Origin of the sequence: Methanoculleus sp. MH98A, assembly GCF_000691865.1 — an archaeon.
Classification (GTDB): domain Archaea; phylum Halobacteriota; class Methanomicrobia; order Methanomicrobiales; family Methanoculleaceae; genus Methanoculleus.
In genome coordinates this window covers 24,436-41,239 of the sequence record NZ_JMIO01000083.1, presented here as the reverse complement: position 1 = coordinate 41,239, position 16,804 = coordinate 24,436, and the positions used below count along the sequence as shown (strand labels likewise).

Here is a 16,804-nt window from a genome sequence, read left to right as displayed (position 1 = left end):
GTACCCCTTCACGAGAGCCACGATCTCGTCCGGCTCGAACGGCTTCGTGATGTAGTCGATGACGTGCTCCTTGAGGCACTCCAGTTCCACGTCCGGGACGTCCTTTGCAGTGAGCATCGCGATGACGTTCCCCTCCATGAGATCGCGGTCGATCATCTCCTGGATCGTCTCCCATCCGTCCTTTCGGGGCATCATGATATCCATCAGGATGACCCCCCGAAACCCATCTGCGAGTTGTGCAATACATTCATCGCCGCTCTCCGCGGCGACGACCTCGATCCCCTCAGGTTCAAGGAGTTCCTCCATCACCTCGAGGATGAACACGTCGTCGTCGACGACCATAATCCGCCGGTTCGATTCCTCCGCCATCTGTTCCCTCCCCGGGACCCGCCGGGTTGTTCAGTAAGTTCTCTCGGCCGGAACAGTATATAACCCTGCGGATTTTTTACGGCGCGTCTACCGCCTCAAGGGTGAATATGATGGTCGAACCCCTCCCCTCGCCGGCGCTCTCGGCCCATATCCGCCCCCCGTGCCGTTCCACGATCCGCCGGCAGATCGTGAGGCCGAGCCCCGGCGACTCGAGGTCGTGGCGGGAGGCGTCGGCCTTGTAGAACTCGGCAAACGCCTTGTCGAGTTGCTCGCGGGTCATGCCGATCCCGGTATCCCTGACCGAGACGGCTACGGCCTCCTGCTCGCGGGCGGCGTCGATGGTGATCGTCCCTTTCCCGTCCTCGATGTACTTGACGGCGTTGGCGATCAGGTTGTTGAAGACCTCCCCGAGGAGCACCCGGTCGGCCCTGACGGCGATCCCGGCCGGGATGTTGTTGTTGAGGGTGATGGCCTTCGTCTTGAAGAGGACGGCGTAGTTCCGGAGCGTGTGGTCGAGTTCCGCCTGCAGGTCGAGGGGTTCGAGATCGAGCTCGACGTAGAGGGAGTTCATCCGGGCGAGCTGCAGGGTTTTCTGGACCAGATCCTTCATGTAGGTGACGTTGTGGCCGGCGATCTCGAGGAGGCGCCGGAGATCCGGGTCCTGCTCCCGCTCGGCGATCCTCGGCATGAGAGCGACCAGCGGTGTCAGGGGCGTCTTGAGGTCGTGGCCGAGCTGCGATATGAACTCGTCCTTCTGGGCGAGGAGTTTCTCCACGTCGGCGGTCCGTTCCCTGACCATCGCGTCGAGTTCCTGGTTGACGACGGAGAGCTGGCTCCGCAACAACTCCAGTTCCCGGTTCTTCGTCTGGAGGTTCCCGGCAAACCCTTTGAGCGCCTCTTCCGCCTGCACCCGCTGGGTGATATCGATCCCGAGCTGCAGCATCAGGGGCGACCCGTCCGTATCGGTGAACGGGTAGGCGTGAACCTCGTAGGTCTTCCCGTTCATATGATCCCATTCCCAGTGCTGCGGGCTCCGGAGGGTGAAGACCATCGCCCCCTTGCAGGGGTTGCAGGGCCTCCGGGAGCCGCGCTGCACCTCGTAGCAGAGCCCGCCCTCCGGGTCGCCGAAGGTCTCCCGGAACGCCCTGTTGGCAAACCGGATGGTGTGATCCTCCCCCTGCAGGGTGACGTAAGCGGGAAGGGTGTCCAGGATCGAGAAGAGACGGCGGCGTTCGGCGTTCAGGGCCGCTTCCGCCTCCTTGTACCGGGTGATCTCCGAGACGCGGCAGGTGACGACGACATCGTCGAGGCAGCGCCCCCGGAGAACGAGCCAGCGCGTTCTGCCGTCCCGGCCGACGAACCGCGTCTCGACGACCACGTTGCCTGCGCCCGGTTGTGCCTGCGCAAAGAACCGCTCGCGGTCGTCGGCGTACGGCCAGATCTTTGATAGCGGGAGGTTCTCAAGATCCCTCCTCCCGTACCCGAGGAGTTCCGCGAAGTCGCGGTTCGCGTCCGCTATCGCTCCGTCATCCCGCCTGAGAAGAAACGCGCCGCCGGGAGCCCGTTCCATGGCCTCCCGGTAGTGGATCTGCTCCCGGGCCGAGTAGCCGACGGTCGAGGCGAGCGACGCAAGAGCGACCATGGCAACGAAGGGGAGAAATATGCTCGGATTGGGGGGGTAGGCGCGCCCTGCCGTGACGCCGAGATAGGCGAGCCCCAGCACGGTGGCGGCAACGATCCCCTTCTCGCGGTAGAGGTAGCCGACCGCCGCGGCGGGGACGAAGAGAAGGGCCCAGAGAATGAGGTTGGTGCCGGGCGGCTCCACGAGAAGGGCGGCTAAGATTGCCGTGCCCGAAGCGCCGGCTACCAGAACTTTCCCGGGTTTACGGAGGTCGCCTTCCTGCAGGAACCGGAAGAGACCCTCCGTCGTACGAGATGCCATCAGACCTTAGAGATCTGAAGGCGTCTCGATCATTTATTGTTCGCGGATCGGTCTTTCGCCTCCAGCGCCTCGGTGAGCGGCCCGGCTCCCGTCTCTCCCATCTTCCAGAGGAGGAGTGCGGCGCGTTCCTGCGTCTTCGCATCAGGGCTCTCCATCAGGCGGAGGAGCGGTTCGACCGCCGGATCGCCGATCCGGCAGAGGGCCATCGCGGCGAACGGCTGGAGGTCGGGATCGGCGTTCTCGATGACGGCGACGAGAGGTTCGACGGCGGCGGCGCCGATCCCCGCGAGAGCCGCCGTGACGTATCGCCGGAAGTCGTGGTCGTCCGCCGCGCGCATCGCCGCAAGGAGAGGATCGATCGCCGGCTCCCCGATCCGCACCAGCGCACGGGCGGCATACCACCGGACGTCGTTATTCCCGGCCTGCATCGCGGCGATGAGCGGTTCTACGGCCGCTTCCCCGCTCTCGCCGAGCTCGGCGGCCGCCGCCCGGCGCGCCGCGAGAGGGGCGTCCCGGAGATCGGCGATCAGTTCCTCGATCCGGGTCCTGTCAGTCATAGCGTTCAGGTGCACACTTGCGGTTGTTATGTCTTCCTGATGCTGCCGAGCGCTTCCCGGGCAGCCTCGCGCACCTCCTCCTGCCCGTCTTCGAGCGCCCGGATCAGGATGTCGGCCGATCCGCGATCCCCGATCTCCCCGAGAACCCGCGCGGCTCCCGCACGGGACGCGCCGGTCGTCGCCGTGCCGGAGCGCCATGGCGAGCGCGGGGACGGCGGGCTTGCCGACGAGGGCGAGGGCGGCGATCGCGCCCCGCCGGAGGAGTTCGTTCTCCGTCCCGAGCGTCTCGATGAGGGGCCGGACGGCGGGACCCCCGATATCGGCGAGCGCACCGGAGGCCCGCTGCCGCACCTCCCCGTCCGGGTCGCGGAGCGCTTCGATGAGGGCCGCGATACCGCTCTCCCCCCCGATGCTCCCAAGCGCAATCGCCGCTCCCCACCTGACGCGCTCGTTGCCGTCAGAGAGGGCGGCGATGACCTCCTCACGGGCCGGCTCGCCGATAGCGCCTATGGCCAGGGCCGCCCTGCTCCGGACGTAGGTATCCTCGTCGTCGAGCGCGCCCATCAGCGCCGGGACTGCCGCGGGATCGCCGATCTCGCCGAGAGCGACCGCGGCCATCCAGCGGACGTCGACATTCTCGCTCCTGAGGCTCTCCGTGAGCGGCCCGACGGCCGGAGAGCCCAGTCTTCCGAGCGCCTCCGTCGCCTTCCACCTGACGCCGACCTCCGGGTCCGCGAGGAGTGCGGCGAGCGGTTCGACCGCAGCGGGATCGCCCGCGTCGCCCAGGCACCCGGCCGCCCGGTAGCGGGTGTCGGGGTCGCGGCTCGAGAGCCGGGCAATCAGCCGTCTCGTGTCCCGGTCGCACACGGCTTCGCCGGAAGGCTCGCCGATACGAAAGTGGAGACCGCCGGCACGCCTGCCCGCCATCTCGAAGAGGTAGCCGAGGAGGTATGCGGCGGCGACGAAGGCCCCCGCACTCACGAGGATGCCGGCGTCCGGGGTGCCGTAGAGGAGGGAATAGACGGTGACGTGGATCACGGCGAGCAGAATCCCGACGATGATTGCACGCCGCCGGTACCAGAACGCGGCGAGGATGAGCACCAGGTAGAAGAGATGGGTGTACGCGACCGTGCCGAAGGCGAGATCCAGGAGAACGGCGAGGGCCGTGACGAGGACGATGACTGCGGGCCTGCTCCATGCCCCTCCAGACAGACCTGCAGGACTCATCCTGAAGAGGAGGTGCGGGCCGCACCCATAAAGAGTTTATGAGGCGGGGTTCCCCTCTCACCGCTGCCCTGCAGCCGCAGCCCGGGTTTTTCCTCCCGCGGCTTCCTCGAGTTTCGCGAGCGACGCCTCGATGAAAGCGGGGATGTCGTCCGGCTGCCGGCTCGAGACGATGTTGCCGTCGACGACCACCTCACGGTCGACGTACTCCGCCCCGGCGTTCCTGATATCCTGCGCGACGGATTTCCAGCCCGCCACTTTACGGCCGCGGAGCACCTGGGCGGTGATCATGAGCTGCGGTGCGTGGCATATGGAGAGAACCGGTCTGCCGCTCTCGACGAAACGGCGCACGAACTCGACGGGCGCATCGTGAGCCCGGAGTTTGTCGGGCGAGTAGCCGCCCGGTATGAAGAGTGCGTCGAAGTCGTCCGGTGAGACATCCGATGCGGCCCGGTCGATCGTGACCGGTGTTTTATCCGCCTTCCCGTGCACGGTCTCTCCCGCGGAGAGGCCGACGTGGACGAGATCGTGGCCGGCCTCCCGGAACGCCCCGGCGGGCTTCGTGTACTCGACATCCTCGAACATATCCGTGATCAGGACTGCTATTCTGCTCATTCTCGTTCCTCCCCGGACCGGTCGCCCGGCCCGGCACCGGATCGGTTCGGCCGGAAGATATAATCCTGCCGGATGTCCGGCAGATCCGGGACGAACCGGCCGCTGCTGTGCCGGTTTCGCGGCAGGACGAGCGATCTCTATACCTTTTTATAGCCAGGCGCAGAACCGGGAACATATGCCCGTGCCGACTGGAGAGTCTGCAGGTGGAAGACCTCTGCCTGACTGGCACGCCCTCTCCGCGGAGGAGGTGCGCCGGGAGGTCGGCACGGATCCCGCGGGTCTCTCCACGGGCGAGGCGGAGGCGCGGCTGCAGCGCTACGGGAAAAACGTCCTCCGCGAGGAGGCGCGGGAGACCCGGCTCCAGGTATTTTTGCGGCAGTTCAAGAGCATCCTCATCGTCATCCTGATCATCGCGGCAGCGGTCTCGTTTTTCGTCGGCGAAGCCCTTGACGCCGCCGCCATCCTCATCATCGTCGTCCTAAACGCCATCCTCGGGTATACGCAGGAGTGGCAGGCCGGCGAGGCGATCGAGGCGCTTAAAAAGATGCTCGTTCAGCACGCCGTGGTCGTCCGCGACGGGGAGCGGCGGGAGATCGAAGCGGCGGGGATCGTGCCGGGAGATGTTGTGCTCCTCGAGATGGGGGAGCGGGTGCCCGCCGACATCTACATCGCCGAGGCGACGTCGCTCGAGGTGGACGAGGCGCCGCTGACGGGCGAGTCGTCTCCCGTGGACAAGGCGCCGGGAACGCTTCCTGCCGGGACGCCCCTCGCCGAGCGGAGCAACATGGCGTTCGCCGGCACGACGGTGACGAACGGGCGCGGCCGGGGGGTTGCGGTCGCCACCGGGATGCAGACGGAGTTCGGGCGGATCGCCGGCCTCTCCCAGCGGGTCGCGGACGAGACGACGCCCCTCGCGCGGCAGATGGACCGGCTCGGCCGCGATCTCGGGCTGATCGCCCTCGGGATCGCCGTTCTCGTGGTCGCCGTCGGCCTCCTGCAGCAGCGGGCCCTCCTCGAGATGTTCCTCGTCGGCGTCTCCCTTGCGGTGGCGGTGATCCCGGAGGGGCTCCCGGCGGTCGTGACGCTGACGCTCGCCATCGGCATCAAGACCATGATGCGGAGGAACTGCCTCATCCGCCACCTCCCGGCATCGGAGACCCTCGGCGCGGTCTCGGTGATCTGCACCGACAAGACCGGAACGCTCACCCGGAACGAGATGACGGTCGTCCGGGTGCGGACGCCTGACGCGGAGGTCGCGGTCACCGGGGCGGGGTATCTCCCGATGGGCGAGTTCCTCGTCGATGAGAAAGCCATCGATCCGCTCGCCGACCCGGGGCTCCGGCAGTTCCTCCGCACCGTCCTCCTCTGCAACCACGCGACCCTCATCCTCGAGGAAGGGGGGTGGCGGATCCTCGGCACGCCGACCGAGGGGGCGCTCGTGGTCGCGGCGAAGAAGGCCGGGCTCTCGCGCGACGACGCGGCGGAGCCGGAAAGAGAGTTCTCGTTCAATTCCACCCGGAAACGGATGACGATCGTCTACCCCGAAGAGGGAGGGCACGTCGCCCACGTGAAGGGGGCGCCGGAGGTCCTTCTCGCCCGCTCGTCCCGGCTCCTCCGGGGGGGCTCGGCCGTCCCGCTCACGGACGAACTCCGGGACGCGCTTCTTCGCGAGATCGAGGGGTATGCGTCGCAGGGGCTCCGGGTGCTCGGGGCGGCCTGCCGCCCGCTCCCCGCCGGCATCGAGTGGACGGCCGATACCGTGGAGACCGATCTCGTCTTCCTCGGGTTTGCCGGGATCGTCGACCCCCCGCGGCCCGAGGCGGCGGAGGCGATCCGGCTCTGCCGGAGCGCCGGGATCGACGTCATCATGATCACGGGGGACAACCCGCTGACCGCCTACGCCGTCGCCCGGGATCTCGGGCTCTCGAGCGAGGGGGCGATGACCGGGGCCGAACTCGAAGCGCTCGGCGACGACGAACTCGAGGGGCGTCTCAAAACGACGAAGGTCCTCTCCCGGGTCACCGCGGAGCACAAACTCCGGGTGATCGACATCCTCTCTCGCGACCGGGAGGTCATCGCCATGACCGGCGACGGCGTCAACGACGCTCCGGCGCTCAAAAAGGCGAGCATCGGGATAGCCATGGGCATCAAGGGGACGGATGCGGCCAGGGAGTCGAGCGACATGGTGCTCGTGGACGACAACTTCGCAAGCATCGTCGCCGGCGTCGAGGAAGGGAGGCGGGAGTACGACAACATCGCCCGATTCACCCGCTACCTCCTCTCCTCCAACGTCGGGGAACTCGTCGCGATCGTCGGGGCGCTCCTCCTCGGCCTGCCGCTGATCCTCATCCCCGTCCAGATCCTCTGGATCAACCTGGTCACCGACGGTCTCACCGCGCTCGCCCTCGGCCTCGAACCCGCCGAGCGGGACGTCATGCAACGAAGGCCGCGCGACCCGCAGGAGTCCATCCTCACGCGCAACGCCTACGCCGTCATCCTCGTCATCGGGGCCTGGCTCGGTCTCCTGACCATCTACGTCTTCACGGGTCTCCACGCGGTCGACCTCGACCGGGCGCGGACGATGGCGTTTACCGGGCTCATCATCTTCGAGCTCTACAACGTGCTGAACTTCCGGTCGTTCCGGTATCCCCTCCACCGGATCGGGTTCTTCTCGAACCCCGCCCTGCTCCTCGCCATCCTCGGGAGCCTCGCCCTCCAGGCGCTGGTGGTCTACGTCCCGATCTTCAACGTCTTCCTCGGGACCGCGCCCCTGGCCCTCGCCGACTGGGGGCTGCTCGCCCTGCTCGGCCTGCCGGTGCTGCTCGCCGGGGAGGTCTACAAGATCCTCCTCCTGCGGGTCCGGGGCAGGCCCCCCGCGTCGGGCTGAACCGGGCGAACGCCCTCGCCCGGCCCGGGAATTCAGCGCCGGATCTTCCCGGTTCCATCCTCCCGGCAACGGTGCTGACCGGCACGATTATGGGAGGAACGCGCATATCTGAATCCTGCAGTTTATTCTTCTCGGAGAGTTCCATGGCATATCGTCAATCTCTCGCGGCATACCCCGCCGTCCGCGGCCCCAACCCTCGCCGGGGTGGGAACGCGTGATCGGCCCGGAACTGATCGCCGTCGCGGTCTTCCTCTTCACCTACGCGCTCATCATCGACGAGCGGATTCACCGTGCGGTGGCGGCGATGTTCGGCGCTTCCGTCATCGTCTTCCTCCACATCGTCCCGTGGGAGAAGATCCCGGAGTACATCGATCTCGGCACCATCTTCCTCCTGATGGGGATGATGATCATCGTCAACACCGCCCGCGGCAGCGGCCTTTTCGAGTTCATCGCCATCAAGACGGCGAAACTGGCAAACGGGAGCCCGATGCGGGTGCTGCTCCTCTTCTCGCTCGTGACGGCCGTGACGAGCGCGTTCCTCGACAACGTCACCACTGTCCTCCTCCTCACCCCGATGCTCCTCTACATCGCAAGCGTGATGCGGATAACCCCCCTGCCCTTCCTCATCGCCGAGATATTCTCCTCCAACATCGGCGGAGCGGCGACGCTCATCGGCGATCCCCCGAACATCATGATCGGGTCGGCCGCCGGCCTGACATTCAACGAGTTCATCGTCAACCTCGGCCCGATCATGGTCGTCGACCTCGCCGTCGTCATGGGGATGCTCGCCCTCATCTACCGAAAAGACCTCTACGTCTCGCCCGACGAGCAGGCGGGGATCGAGAAGACGTTTGCGGACTTAAACGAGCGGGAGGCGATCCGCGACATGCCGCTCTTCAAAAAATCGGTCGCCGTCATCGCGCTCGTCATCGGGATGTTCTTCGTCCACGATCTCCTCGGGCTGGAACCCGCCCTCGTCGCCCTGATCGGCGCATCGATCCTCCTCTTCTGGAGCAGGCAGAATCCGGAGGAGATCTTCGAGAAGATCGAGTGGCCGGCGCTCTTCTTCTTCGGCGGCCTCTTCGTCGTCGTCGGCGCCCTCGTCGAGACCGGGACGATCGCGGCCGTCGCCGGGTTCGTCGTGAACAACGTCCACTCGGAGGGCGAGGCCATGATGATCATCGCCTGGTTCGCGGCAATCGCCTCGGCCATCGTGGACAACATCCCCCTCACCGCCACCCTGATCCCCCTGATCCAGGATATGGGCGTCTCGATGGACACCTACCCGCTCTGGTGGGCGCTCTCGCTCGGTGCGTGCCTCGGCGGGAACGGCACGGCTATCGGGGCGTCGGCGAACGTCGTCGTCATCGGGATCGCGGCACGGAGCAACCTCTCCATCTCGTTTCTGGAGTTCCTGAAGGTGGGGATGCTCGTGCTCTTCGTCACGGTCGGGATCGGCACCGCCATCCTCTATCTCAACTTCGCCGTCCTGTAGGCCGGTGCTACCGGGTCGCCTCGATCTCCCGGAGCCGGCCGACCACCCACCGGTGCGCGGTCGCGGCCGCCTCCCTGACCGAGGCGCTCGGGTCCTCGCTTTTTACCCTCGCGAGCGGCTCCTCTGCCCTCGGGTCGGCGAGCGTCCCGAGCGAAAGGGCGGCCTGCGACCGGACGAACTCGTCCGGGTCGGCGAGCGCCCGGATCAGCCCGTCGACGTCCCGGGCATCCCGCATGGTATCGATCTCATCGATTGTCGGCATAGCAATCTTCCTGGTCGTTTCGCGTAGACGTCTCAGCGATATATATGCCTTACCGGGTGCGGGCTTACGATTCGCTGGACATCCCCTCCGCCGCCTTCCGGTTCGCGAGCCTCCCCACCACCCGGGCGTGCGCGAACGACGCGGCCCGCCGGACGCCCGCGTTCGGGTCGGAGAACTTCAGCCGCTCGAGCGGCTCGAGCGCCCGTTCGTCGCCGACGGAGCCGAGGGCTTCGGCGGCGGTCAGCCGCACGATCTCTTCGGGCTCGAAAAGTGCTGCAACCAGGCCGTCGATGTCCCGGTGCCTTCGCATGGTGTCGATATCAATTCTTCGTGTCATGTGGCTTCCCCGTTCGGCCGATACGCGCATCTATGCTTTTTGGGGGATATGAACGTTCCTGCGGCGGCCGGGTTTGCGTGAGCGATAGCGGCGGGATGAGGATACAGCGTTACACGGGTTTTCGGCGAACGGAGGTGCCGGGTGCTCCCGCCACGTAAGAAAAAAGAGTTCAGTAGGTCGCCAGGTACCGGTCGATCTCCCAGGGGTGGACCGTCGTCCGGTAGGCGTCCCACTCGGCTTCGGCAACGCTCGTGAGCGCATCGACGACGTGGGGGCCGAGCGCGTTGCAGATGAGGTCGTCGGCAAGCAGCGCCCGGTGGGCCTCGTGGAGGTCTCCGGGCAGGGTCGCGATCCCGTTGTGGCCCCGCTCGGCGGACGTCATGTGGAAGATATTCTTGTGAACATCGTCCGGGGGCTCGATCTCGCTCCGGACTCCGTCCATCCCGGCGGCGAGCATCGCCGTGAAGGCGAGGTAGGGGTTGCAGGTCGGGTCGGGGCTGCGGAACTCGACCCGGGTGCTGTTGCCGCGGGGCGCCGGAACCCGCACCAGCGCCGAGCGGTTGCTCGCGCTCCAGCTGATGTAGCAGGGCGCCTCGTAGCCGGGGACGAGCCGTTTGTAGGAGTTGATCGTCGGGTTCGCGATCCGGGTGATGGCCGGCGCGTGTTTGAGCAGCCCGCCGATGAAGTGCATGCAGGTCTTCGAGAGCTGCAGCGGCGCATCCGGGTCGTAGAAGGCGTTCACCCCGTCCTTTGCGAGCGAACAGTTCACGTGCATCCCGCTCCCGTTGATGCCGTGAATCGGCTTCGCCATGAAGGACGCGTGCAGGCCGCGCATCAGCGCCATCGTCTTGACCGCGAACTTGAACGTGATGACGTTGTCGGCCGTATGCAGCGCGTCGCTGTACTTGAAGTCGATCTCGTGCTGGCTCTCGGCGACCTCGTGGTGCGACGCCTCGATATCGAACCCCATCTCGGTGAGCGCGAGAATCGCCTCGCGCCGGAGATCCTCCGCGAGATCGGTCGGTGCGAGGTCGAAGTAGCCGCCGACGTCCTCGAACTGCGTGGTCGGCCGGCCGTCGAGCATCTTGAAGAGGAAGAACTCAAGCTCCGGGCCGGTGTTGAAGACGTAGCCGTCCTTCGCCGCGTCCTCCATCGCCCGCCGGAGCACGGAGCGCGGGTCGCCCTCGAACGGTTTGCCGTCCGGTTTGCAGACGTCGCAGATGAACCGGGCGACGCTCTTCTCCCGGGGCCGCCAGGGCAGGAGGGTGTAGGTCGAGAGGTCGGGTTTGAGCACCATATCGGACTCCTCGATCCGGACGAACCCCTCGATCGACGACCCGTCGAACCCGATGCCGTCGGTAAGTGCCTTCCCGACCTGCTTCGCCGGAATGGAGACGTTCTTGGGCATGCCCAGGAGATCGGTGAACTGCAGCCGGAGGAACCGGACATTGTCCTGTTCGATGCGCTCGAGCATCGTTGAGATGTTGTCGGCACTCATATGGAAGGAAACTTCCTTCCAATATTATATATAGTTGACGGATATAGATCTATCAGAGCGTTCCCCGACCACCTGGAGGTGGAGGGGGGCGGGTCGACCGTGATGGTTATGTGCGGCATAATTGGCGTAATGGACAGATCTCGCCGGACGATGGACGGTTCCGGCATCCGACAGGCCCTCTCCATGATGAACGAGCGCGGCAGCGGCGAGGGTGCGGGGTACGCAGCCTACGGCATCTACCCCGACTTCCGGGACTGCTACGCCCTCCACGTCTTCTTCGACAACCCTCGCGAGAACAAGCCGCTCCTCGACTCGACGCTCGCGCAGTGGGGGACAGTCGAGCACGACGAGGCGATCCCCACCTGCGAGCGGCCGGGCCTCCGGGCGGTTCACACCCCCTGGCGCTACTTCTTCAAGCCCGACGCATCCCCTGCGGCACCGGAGGACGAGATCGTCAGTGCCCTCGTGATGCAGGTCAACGCCGCCCGCCGCGGCGCGCTCATCTTCTCCTCCGGCAAGAACCTCGGGGTCTTCAAGGCCGGCGGGTGGCCCGAGGACGTCGCGGACTTCTACCGGATCGAGGACTACGAGGGCTACATCTGGCTCGCGCACAACCGCTACCCGACGAACACCCCCGGATGGTGGGGCGGCGCGCACCCGTTCAATCTCCTCGGCTGGAGCGTCGTGCACAACGGCGAGATCACCTCCTACGGGACGAACCGACGCTACATCGAGAGTTTCGGTTACACCTGCACAATGTATACCGACACCGAGGTCGTCGCCTACTTAGTCGACCTCCTGGTGCGGCGGCACAGCCTCGACGTCGATATCGCGGTCCGGGCGCTCGCCCCGCCCTTCTGGGAGGAGATCGACCGGATGCCCGCGGCCGAGCGGGAGTGGAACTCCGCCCTCCGGCTCGCCTACGCATCCGCCATGATGAACGGGCCGTTCGCCATCGTGGCCGCGAACCCCGATATGATGGTCGGGTTCACCGACCGGACCAAACTCCGGCCGATGGTCGTCGGCGAGTGCGGCGACCGGCTCTACATCTCGAGTGAAGAGGCTGCAATCCGGGCGATGGAACCGCGGGTCGGGTCGATCCGGATGCCCGCCGCGGGCGAGCCGGTGATCGGGAGGGTTGTCGCATGATCGGGAGTCTCCCTCCCCGCTACCGGATCAGTATCGACCCCGTCCGGTGCATGGAGTGCGGGCGGTGCATCGAGAACTGCTCTTACGGTGTCTTTTCACGGGACGGCGACCGAATCCAGGTCAACTCCCGGAACTGCACCGCCTGCCACCGCTGCATCGCCTGCTGCCCCCGGGACGCCATCAGCCTCGAAGAGCACCCCTGCGACTACCGGAGCCACCCGCTCTGGACCCGGGAGGCGCGGGAGGCGATCTACAACCAGGCCCGGACGGGCAGGATCATCCTCGCGGGGATGGGCAACGCGCTCGACTACCCGGTCATCTTCGACCGCCTGGTGCTGGACGCCTGCCAGGTCACGAACCCGAGCCTCGACCCGCTCCGCGAGCCGATCGAACTGACGACCCACCTCGGGAAGAGGCCGGCGAAACTCGATCTCCGGCGGCGGGAGGGCGGCGACGTCGAGCTTCGGACACGCCTCACCCCGAACCTCCGCATCGAGACGCCGGTGATGATCGGGCACATGAGTTACGGGGCGATCAGCCTCAACGCCCAGCTGGCCATGGCCCGGGCGGCAAAGGAGACCGGGACCTATATGGGCACCGGGGAAGGCGGGCTGCACGCCGCCCTCCACCCCTACCAGGACCGGATGATCGTCCAGGTCGCGTCCGGGCGGTTCGGCGTGAACATCGATTACCTGGAGCGCGGCGCCGCGATCGAGATCAAGATCGGCCAGGGGGCGAAGCCCGGCATCGGCGGCCATCTCCCGGGGGAGAAGGTCTGCGCGGATATCTCCAGGACGAGGATGATCCCGGAAGGCAGCGACGCGATCAGCCCCGCGCCGCACCACGACATCTACAGCATCGAGGATCTCGCCCAGCTCGTCCGCGGCCTCAAGGAGGCGACGGAGTGGAAGAAACCGGTCTTTGTGAAGATCGCCGCCGTTCACAACGTCGCCGCCGTCGCCGCCGGCATCGCCCGCTCGCCGGCCGATGCGGTCGTCGTCGACGGGTTCCGCGGCGGCACCGGCGCGGCGCCGACGGTCTTTCGCGACCACGTAGGGATCCCGATCGAGGCGGCGGTCGCGAGCGTGGACAAAAAACTCCGCGACCAGGGGATCAGAAACGAGATATCCGTCATCGCGAGCGGGGGTATCCGGGGAAGCGCCGACGTCGCGAAGGCGATCGCCCTCGGGGCGGACGCGGTCTACATCGGCACCGCGGCGCTCGCGGCGATGGGCTGCCGGGTCTGCGGGAACTGCTACCGCGGCCTCTGCCCCTGGGGGATCGCCACCCAGCAGCCCGATCTCGTGGCGCGGTTGAACCCCGACGAGGCCTCAATACAGGTGGCGAACCTGATCCGGGCGTGGACGCTCGAACTCGCCGAACTCCTGGGTGCGGCCGGGATCAACAGCATCGAGAGCCTGCGGGGCAACCGCGACCGGCTCCGGGGCTACATGCTCGACGAGAGCCTGATGGAGGTGCTCGACGTCAGAGCGGTGGGGGCGTGAACGCCCTCACGACGTCGCGACTTCGACGCACTCTTTCCTCGTCCCGATCCGGGCGACCGCCCCGCACATCCCGGGGACGTAGGCGAGGGCTTTGCCCGAGTCGACCATGATCGAAGCGAACTCGTCCATCCGGGGCGAGACAACCATGCAGGTGTCCGGGATCACCCGGGCGCCGCTCCGCTCGATGACGCTCACGAGGTCGGGGTTGTGCTTCGCGACCCCCCTCGCGGCGAAGATGTAGAAGGGTTTCGTCGTCGTCTTTCCCCGCAGAAGTTCCGCGAGTTCCCGGAGCTCGTCGGCGGAGCAGTGCGGGCACCCGACCGCGACCGCCTCGACCTCGGTCTCGGTAAAGAGGGCTTCGACCTCGTCCGCCGTCACCGTCACCCGGTCGAGGCTGTCGGTATCAAACGAGAATACCCTTGCCTCGGGGGTGATCTTATCCACGTGGAAGAGGGCGACCGCGCCGGTCGCCGCCATCGCGGCGCCGAGGGCTTTGAGGTGATCGCGGCCCGGCCGGATACCGGCAAAGATCGGGATCCGGTTCCCCACCTTCTTCCCGGCGACGTGGCCGATGGCGCCCCAGTGGCCGGCGTGCGGGCCCGTGCCACACTCGACCTCCACGACGACCTGCGGCCGCCGGTTCTCGACGATATGCAGGCCGTAGTAGGGGGTCTTTCCTATGATCGCCGCCGCAAGGGCGCTCGGTCCGCCTTCCCGGTTCGTCCGGGCGCCGAGAACCGAGTTCGCGTAGGCGACCGCCGAGGACTCCGACCAGGCCAGGTGCTCCCCGTACTCCGTGATCCGCAGGTAATAGGGCGTGCAGGTGCATTCCACCCGGATCCCGAGCTTCCGGTAGGCCTCGACGACCTCCGCCTGACGGCGGGCGAACTCCTCGCCGATCCCGAACTCCTGCCACCCCTCCCGCGGCATCCCGATGGGGTTCAAGACCGCCGGGACCGCCGCCCGGGCATTGAGGCTCTGCAGCCAGGCAAGCCCCCATTTTCCAATGGTCTTGTAGGACGCACCGCTCACCTGGGCGCTCGCGATCGGGACGAGTTTCTCCGCCCCGTAGACCTCCCCGAGCGCGACCAGGATCTCCATCATCTTCTGCCGGGTCTCGCCGAACTCGCCGGCAAGCACCCTCTCGTCATCGTTGTCAAGATACATCTACACCCACTCCGCTCTTCTGAATTCGTCCTCTTTTCCCATGACCATCGTGGCGTCGACCCCGACCTTCACGTTCGTCCCGTCACCCAGCCGCGTCGGATCGAGCGACGAACCCCGGACGCCGGTGACGACCATGATGTCGGTGTCGCCCCGCACCCTCGTCGCGATCGCGTATTCGACGTCGTGGGGATCGTGGATGTCGATATCCTCGTCCACCACCACGACGTGTTTGAGGGACGTATGGGCGGCGAACGCCGCCATGATGGCGTTCTTCGCGTCTCCCTGCGTATTTTTGCGGATCTGCACCACCCCGTGAAGGTAGCCGGCGCCGCCCTTCGTGAGGAGGACGTCTCTGACCGTCGTCACCTCGCCCACGGCACGGTAGATCTTCGGCTCGTACGGCGCTCCCATCAGGAGTTTGTGCTCGTCGCCGGCCGGGAGGATGCCGTGGTAGATGGGGTCCTCCTTGCAGTACATCTTCGTGAACTCGATCACGTGCTGCTGGCGCACGGGGTCGTAGGTGCCGGTGATGTCGACGAACGGCCCTTCCGTCGCCTTTTCGGCACCGATGTAGCCTTCGAGGACGATCTCGGCGTCGGGAACCCGGACGCCGTTCTCGCACTCCCGCACAGCGAGTTCCCCGCCCATCAGTTCCGCCGCGTAGGCGAGTTCCTTGCCCTCCGGGACGCGGGTGCAGGCGGCGAACGTCACCAGCGGATGGGTGCCGACGGTGACCGCGACCGGGAGTTTCTCCCCGCGGGCGAGCGCCTCTTTGAGGAGGGTATGGGTGTGCCGTCCTTCCACCAGGCGGGCGACGACTCTTCCGTCGTCGAGGACCATCATCCGGTGGATGGAGGCGTTCTCGACGCCGTCGTAGCGCGAGAAGACGATCCCGGAGGTGAAGTAGCGCCCGGCGTCGCCGGGGAAGTGTTTCATGACCGGGAGGCGGGAGAGGTCGGCAGGGATGCCGCCCTCAAGCCGTCCGGCATCCACGACGCGGCCGCTGCAGGTCATGCCCGCGAGGTGTCCGACGAGGTCCCGCTCCTCCACGCCGAGCGCCGCCGCAAGCGATCGGCGGTCGGAGAGGAGGTTCATCACTCCCCGGCGGCCGTCGAGGTCGTGGAAGAAGAGGATCTTATCCGTCCGGCTCGCCATACGGGGAGCCTCGTAGACGGTCGAGCAGGGGCTCTCGATCTCCTCGACCCTGCCCTGCTGGCGCATCAGTTCGATAAAGTTACGCATCGTATCCGCTCCATCGGGTTCCGAGGTCGTGTTCGACCCCCATGTGGTCGAGCACCCGGGCCACCACCATGTCGACGAGGTCGTCGATGGTCTGCGGGCGCTGGTAGAAGGGAGGGCTTGCGACCATCACGGTCGCGCCGGCCTCGTCGGCGGCAAGCATGTTTTTGAGGTGGATCCGGGAGAGCGGCATCTCCCGCAGCAGAAGGAGGAGCGGGCGCTTCTCCTTGAGGCAGACGTCCGCCGCCCGGGCGATCAGGTTGTCGGCGAACCCGTTGCTGACGGCGGCAAGCGTCTTCATGCTGCAGGGCACGATCGCCATCCCGTCGTAGCAAAACGACCCGCTCGCGATATCGGCCGCGAGGTTGCTGTTCTCGGCGTATACGGCGTCGAACCCCTCAAGATAGATGTCTTCGATCCCGGCGATCTGCCGGGCGGTATCGGAGATGACGATATGCACCGTTGCCCGGTCGCAGAGCACCTCGAGGAGGCGGCGGGCGTAGACGACCCCGCTTGCCCCGGTGATCCCGACGACGAATTCTTTCTTCATGCGCACTC

At 66.6% G+C, this 16,804-nt stretch carries 14 protein-coding genes and 2 pseudogenes; 4 read left to right on the top strand and 12 right to left on the bottom strand.

The features are described from left to right. The 6 genes and pseudogenes from EI28_RS10665 to EI28_RS10645 all read right to left on the bottom strand — a co-directional run. Window positions 1-369 (bottom strand): two-component system response regulator (locus EI28_RS10665; protein WP_048114723.1); only part of this gene is annotated, 369 nt, incomplete at its 3' end. A 76-nt stretch (window positions 370-445) separates the two neighbouring features. Next, window positions 446-2,311, bottom strand: a complete 1,866-nt coding sequence (locus EI28_RS10660) for a PAS domain-containing sensor histidine kinase (RefSeq protein WP_048114722.1) — start codon at window positions 2,309-2,311, stop codon at window positions 446-448. A gap of 29 nt (window positions 2,312-2,340) precedes the next feature. Next, window positions 2,341-2,790 (bottom strand): annotated as a pseudogene (locus EI28_RS10655) (HEAT repeat domain-containing protein); the annotation flags it as partial. A 104-nt stretch (window positions 2,791-2,894) separates the two neighbouring features. Next, complete coding sequence (locus EI28_RS14945; protein ID WP_231476746.1) at window positions 2,895-3,200, bottom strand: HEAT repeat domain-containing protein; 306 nt, start codon at window positions 3,198-3,200, stop codon at window positions 2,895-2,897. After that, a pseudogene (locus EI28_RS14940) lies at window positions 3,094-3,795 on the bottom strand (HEAT repeat domain-containing protein); the annotation flags it as partial. The pseudogene EI28_RS14940 and the gene EI28_RS14945, both read right to left, overlap by 107 nt. A gap of 357 nt (window positions 3,796-4,152) precedes the next feature. Further along, window positions 4,153-4,707, bottom strand: a complete 555-nt coding sequence (locus tag EI28_RS10645; RefSeq protein WP_048114720.1) for a type 1 glutamine amidotransferase domain-containing protein — start codon at window positions 4,705-4,707, stop codon at window positions 4,153-4,155. 175 nt (window positions 4,708-4,882) lie between these two features. Here EI28_RS10645 and EI28_RS10640 point away from each other — a divergent pair, with 175 nt between their 5' ends. Both EI28_RS10640 and EI28_RS10635 read left to right on the top strand, forming a co-directional pair. Next, entirely contained in the window at window positions 4,883-7,594 is a 2,712-nt protein-coding gene (locus EI28_RS10640; protein WP_048114719.1) for an HAD-IC family P-type ATPase, read from the top strand. Between the two features lie 214 nt (window positions 7,595-7,808). Next, complete coding sequence (locus EI28_RS10635; RefSeq protein WP_048114717.1) at window positions 7,809-9,089, top strand: SLC13 family permease; 1,281 nt, start codon at window positions 7,809-7,811, stop codon at window positions 9,087-9,089. 7 nt (window positions 9,090-9,096) lie between these two features. On the opposite strand, the gene EI28_RS10630 is transcribed toward EI28_RS10635, so the two are convergent. From EI28_RS10630 to EI28_RS10620, 3 genes are all read right to left on the bottom strand, one after another. Further along, window positions 9,097-9,351 (bottom strand): HEAT repeat domain-containing protein, encoded by a 255-nt coding sequence (locus EI28_RS10630; RefSeq protein ID WP_048114715.1) that lies wholly within the window; start codon window positions 9,349-9,351, stop codon window positions 9,097-9,099. A gap of 64 nt (window positions 9,352-9,415) precedes the next feature. After that, window positions 9,416-9,688 carry a HEAT repeat domain-containing protein gene (locus tag EI28_RS10625; RefSeq protein WP_048114728.1) on the bottom strand — a complete coding sequence of 91 codons (273 nt, stop codon included), beginning with the start codon at window positions 9,686-9,688 and terminating at the stop codon, window positions 9,416-9,418. Between the two features lie 169 nt (window positions 9,689-9,857). Continuing rightward, window positions 9,858-11,186 carry a glutamine synthetase family protein gene (locus tag EI28_RS10620; protein ID WP_048114713.1) on the bottom strand — a complete coding sequence of 443 codons (1,329 nt, stop codon included), beginning with the start codon at window positions 11,184-11,186 and terminating at the stop codon, window positions 9,858-9,860. A 108-nt stretch (window positions 11,187-11,294) separates the two neighbouring features. On the opposite strand from EI28_RS10620, the gene EI28_RS10615 reads away from it, so the two are divergent. Both EI28_RS10615 and EI28_RS10610 read left to right on the top strand, forming a co-directional pair. Next, window positions 11,295-12,335: a glutamine amidotransferase family protein gene (locus tag EI28_RS10615; protein ID WP_048114711.1), complete on the top strand. Its 1,041-nt coding sequence runs from the start codon at window positions 11,295-11,297 to the stop codon at window positions 12,333-12,335. Further along, a complete protein-coding gene (locus tag EI28_RS10610; protein WP_048114709.1) occupies window positions 12,332-13,840 on the top strand; it encodes a glutamate synthase-related protein in 1,509 nt (502 codons plus the stop codon). Before EI28_RS10615 ends, EI28_RS10610 begins: the two co-directional genes overlap by 4 nt. 6 nt (window positions 13,841-13,846) lie before the next feature. On the opposite strand, the gene EI28_RS10605 is transcribed toward EI28_RS10610, so the two are convergent. From EI28_RS10605 to EI28_RS10595, 3 genes are read right to left on the bottom strand one after another with little or no spacing between them, the layout of a single operon-like run. Continuing rightward, window positions 13,847-15,007 (bottom strand): aconitase X catalytic domain-containing protein, encoded by a 1,161-nt coding sequence (locus EI28_RS10605; RefSeq protein WP_048114707.1) that lies wholly within the window; start codon window positions 15,005-15,007, stop codon window positions 13,847-13,849. Then, window positions 15,008-16,249 (bottom strand): UbiD family decarboxylase, encoded by a 1,242-nt coding sequence (locus EI28_RS10600; protein ID WP_048114705.1) that lies wholly within the window; start codon window positions 16,247-16,249, stop codon window positions 15,008-15,010. It abuts the gene before it with no gap. Continuing rightward, the gene (locus EI28_RS10595) at window positions 16,242-16,796 is read right to left on the bottom strand and encodes a UbiX family flavin prenyltransferase (protein ID WP_048114703.1); all 555 of its coding nucleotides are present in this window, start codon (window positions 16,794-16,796) and stop codon (window positions 16,242-16,244) included. Before EI28_RS10595 ends, EI28_RS10600 begins: the two co-directional genes overlap by 8 nt. Window positions 16,797-16,804: the final 8 nt, after the last annotated feature.

Excerpts from the sequence above, each read along its gene's own strand:
- EI28_RS10630 (WP_048114715.1), bottom strand. The coding sequence starts at position 9,351 with ATGCCGACAATCGATGAGATCGATACCATGCGGGATGCCCGGGACGTC.
- EI28_RS10610 (WP_048114709.1), top strand. The coding sequence starts at position 12,332 with ATGATCGGGAGTCTCCCTCCCCGCTACCGGATCAGTATCGACCCCGTC.
- EI28_RS10645 (WP_048114720.1), bottom strand. The coding sequence starts at position 4,707 with ATGAGCAGAATAGCAGTCCTGATCACGGATATGTTCGAGGATGTCGAG.
- EI28_RS10640 (WP_048114719.1), top strand. The coding sequence starts at position 4,883 with ATGCCCGTGCCGACTGGAGAGTCTGCAGGTGGAAGACCTCTGCCTGAC.
- EI28_RS10615 (WP_048114711.1), top strand. The coding sequence starts at position 11,295 with ATGTGCGGCATAATTGGCGTAATGGACAGATCTCGCCGGACGATGGAC.
- EI28_RS10620 (WP_048114713.1), bottom strand. The coding sequence starts at position 11,186 with ATGAGTGCCGACAACATCTCAACGATGCTCGAGCGCATCGAACAGGAC.
- EI28_RS10600 (WP_048114705.1), bottom strand. The coding sequence starts at position 16,249 with ATGCGTAACTTTATCGAACTGATGCGCCAGCAGGGCAGGGTCGAGGAG.
- EI28_RS10605 (WP_048114707.1), bottom strand. The coding sequence starts at position 15,007 with ATGTATCTTGACAACGATGACGAGAGGGTGCTTGCCGGCGAGTTCGGC.
- EI28_RS10625 (WP_048114728.1), bottom strand. The coding sequence starts at position 9,688 with ATGACACGAAGAATTGATATCGACACCATGCGAAGGCACCGGGACATC.
- EI28_RS10660 (WP_048114722.1), bottom strand. The coding sequence starts at position 2,311 with ATGGCATCTCGTACGACGGAGGGTCTCTTCCGGTTCCTGCAGGAAGGC.
- EI28_RS10595 (WP_048114703.1), bottom strand. The coding sequence starts at position 16,796 with ATGAAGAAAGAATTCGTCGTCGGGATCACCGGGGCAAGCGGGGTCGTC.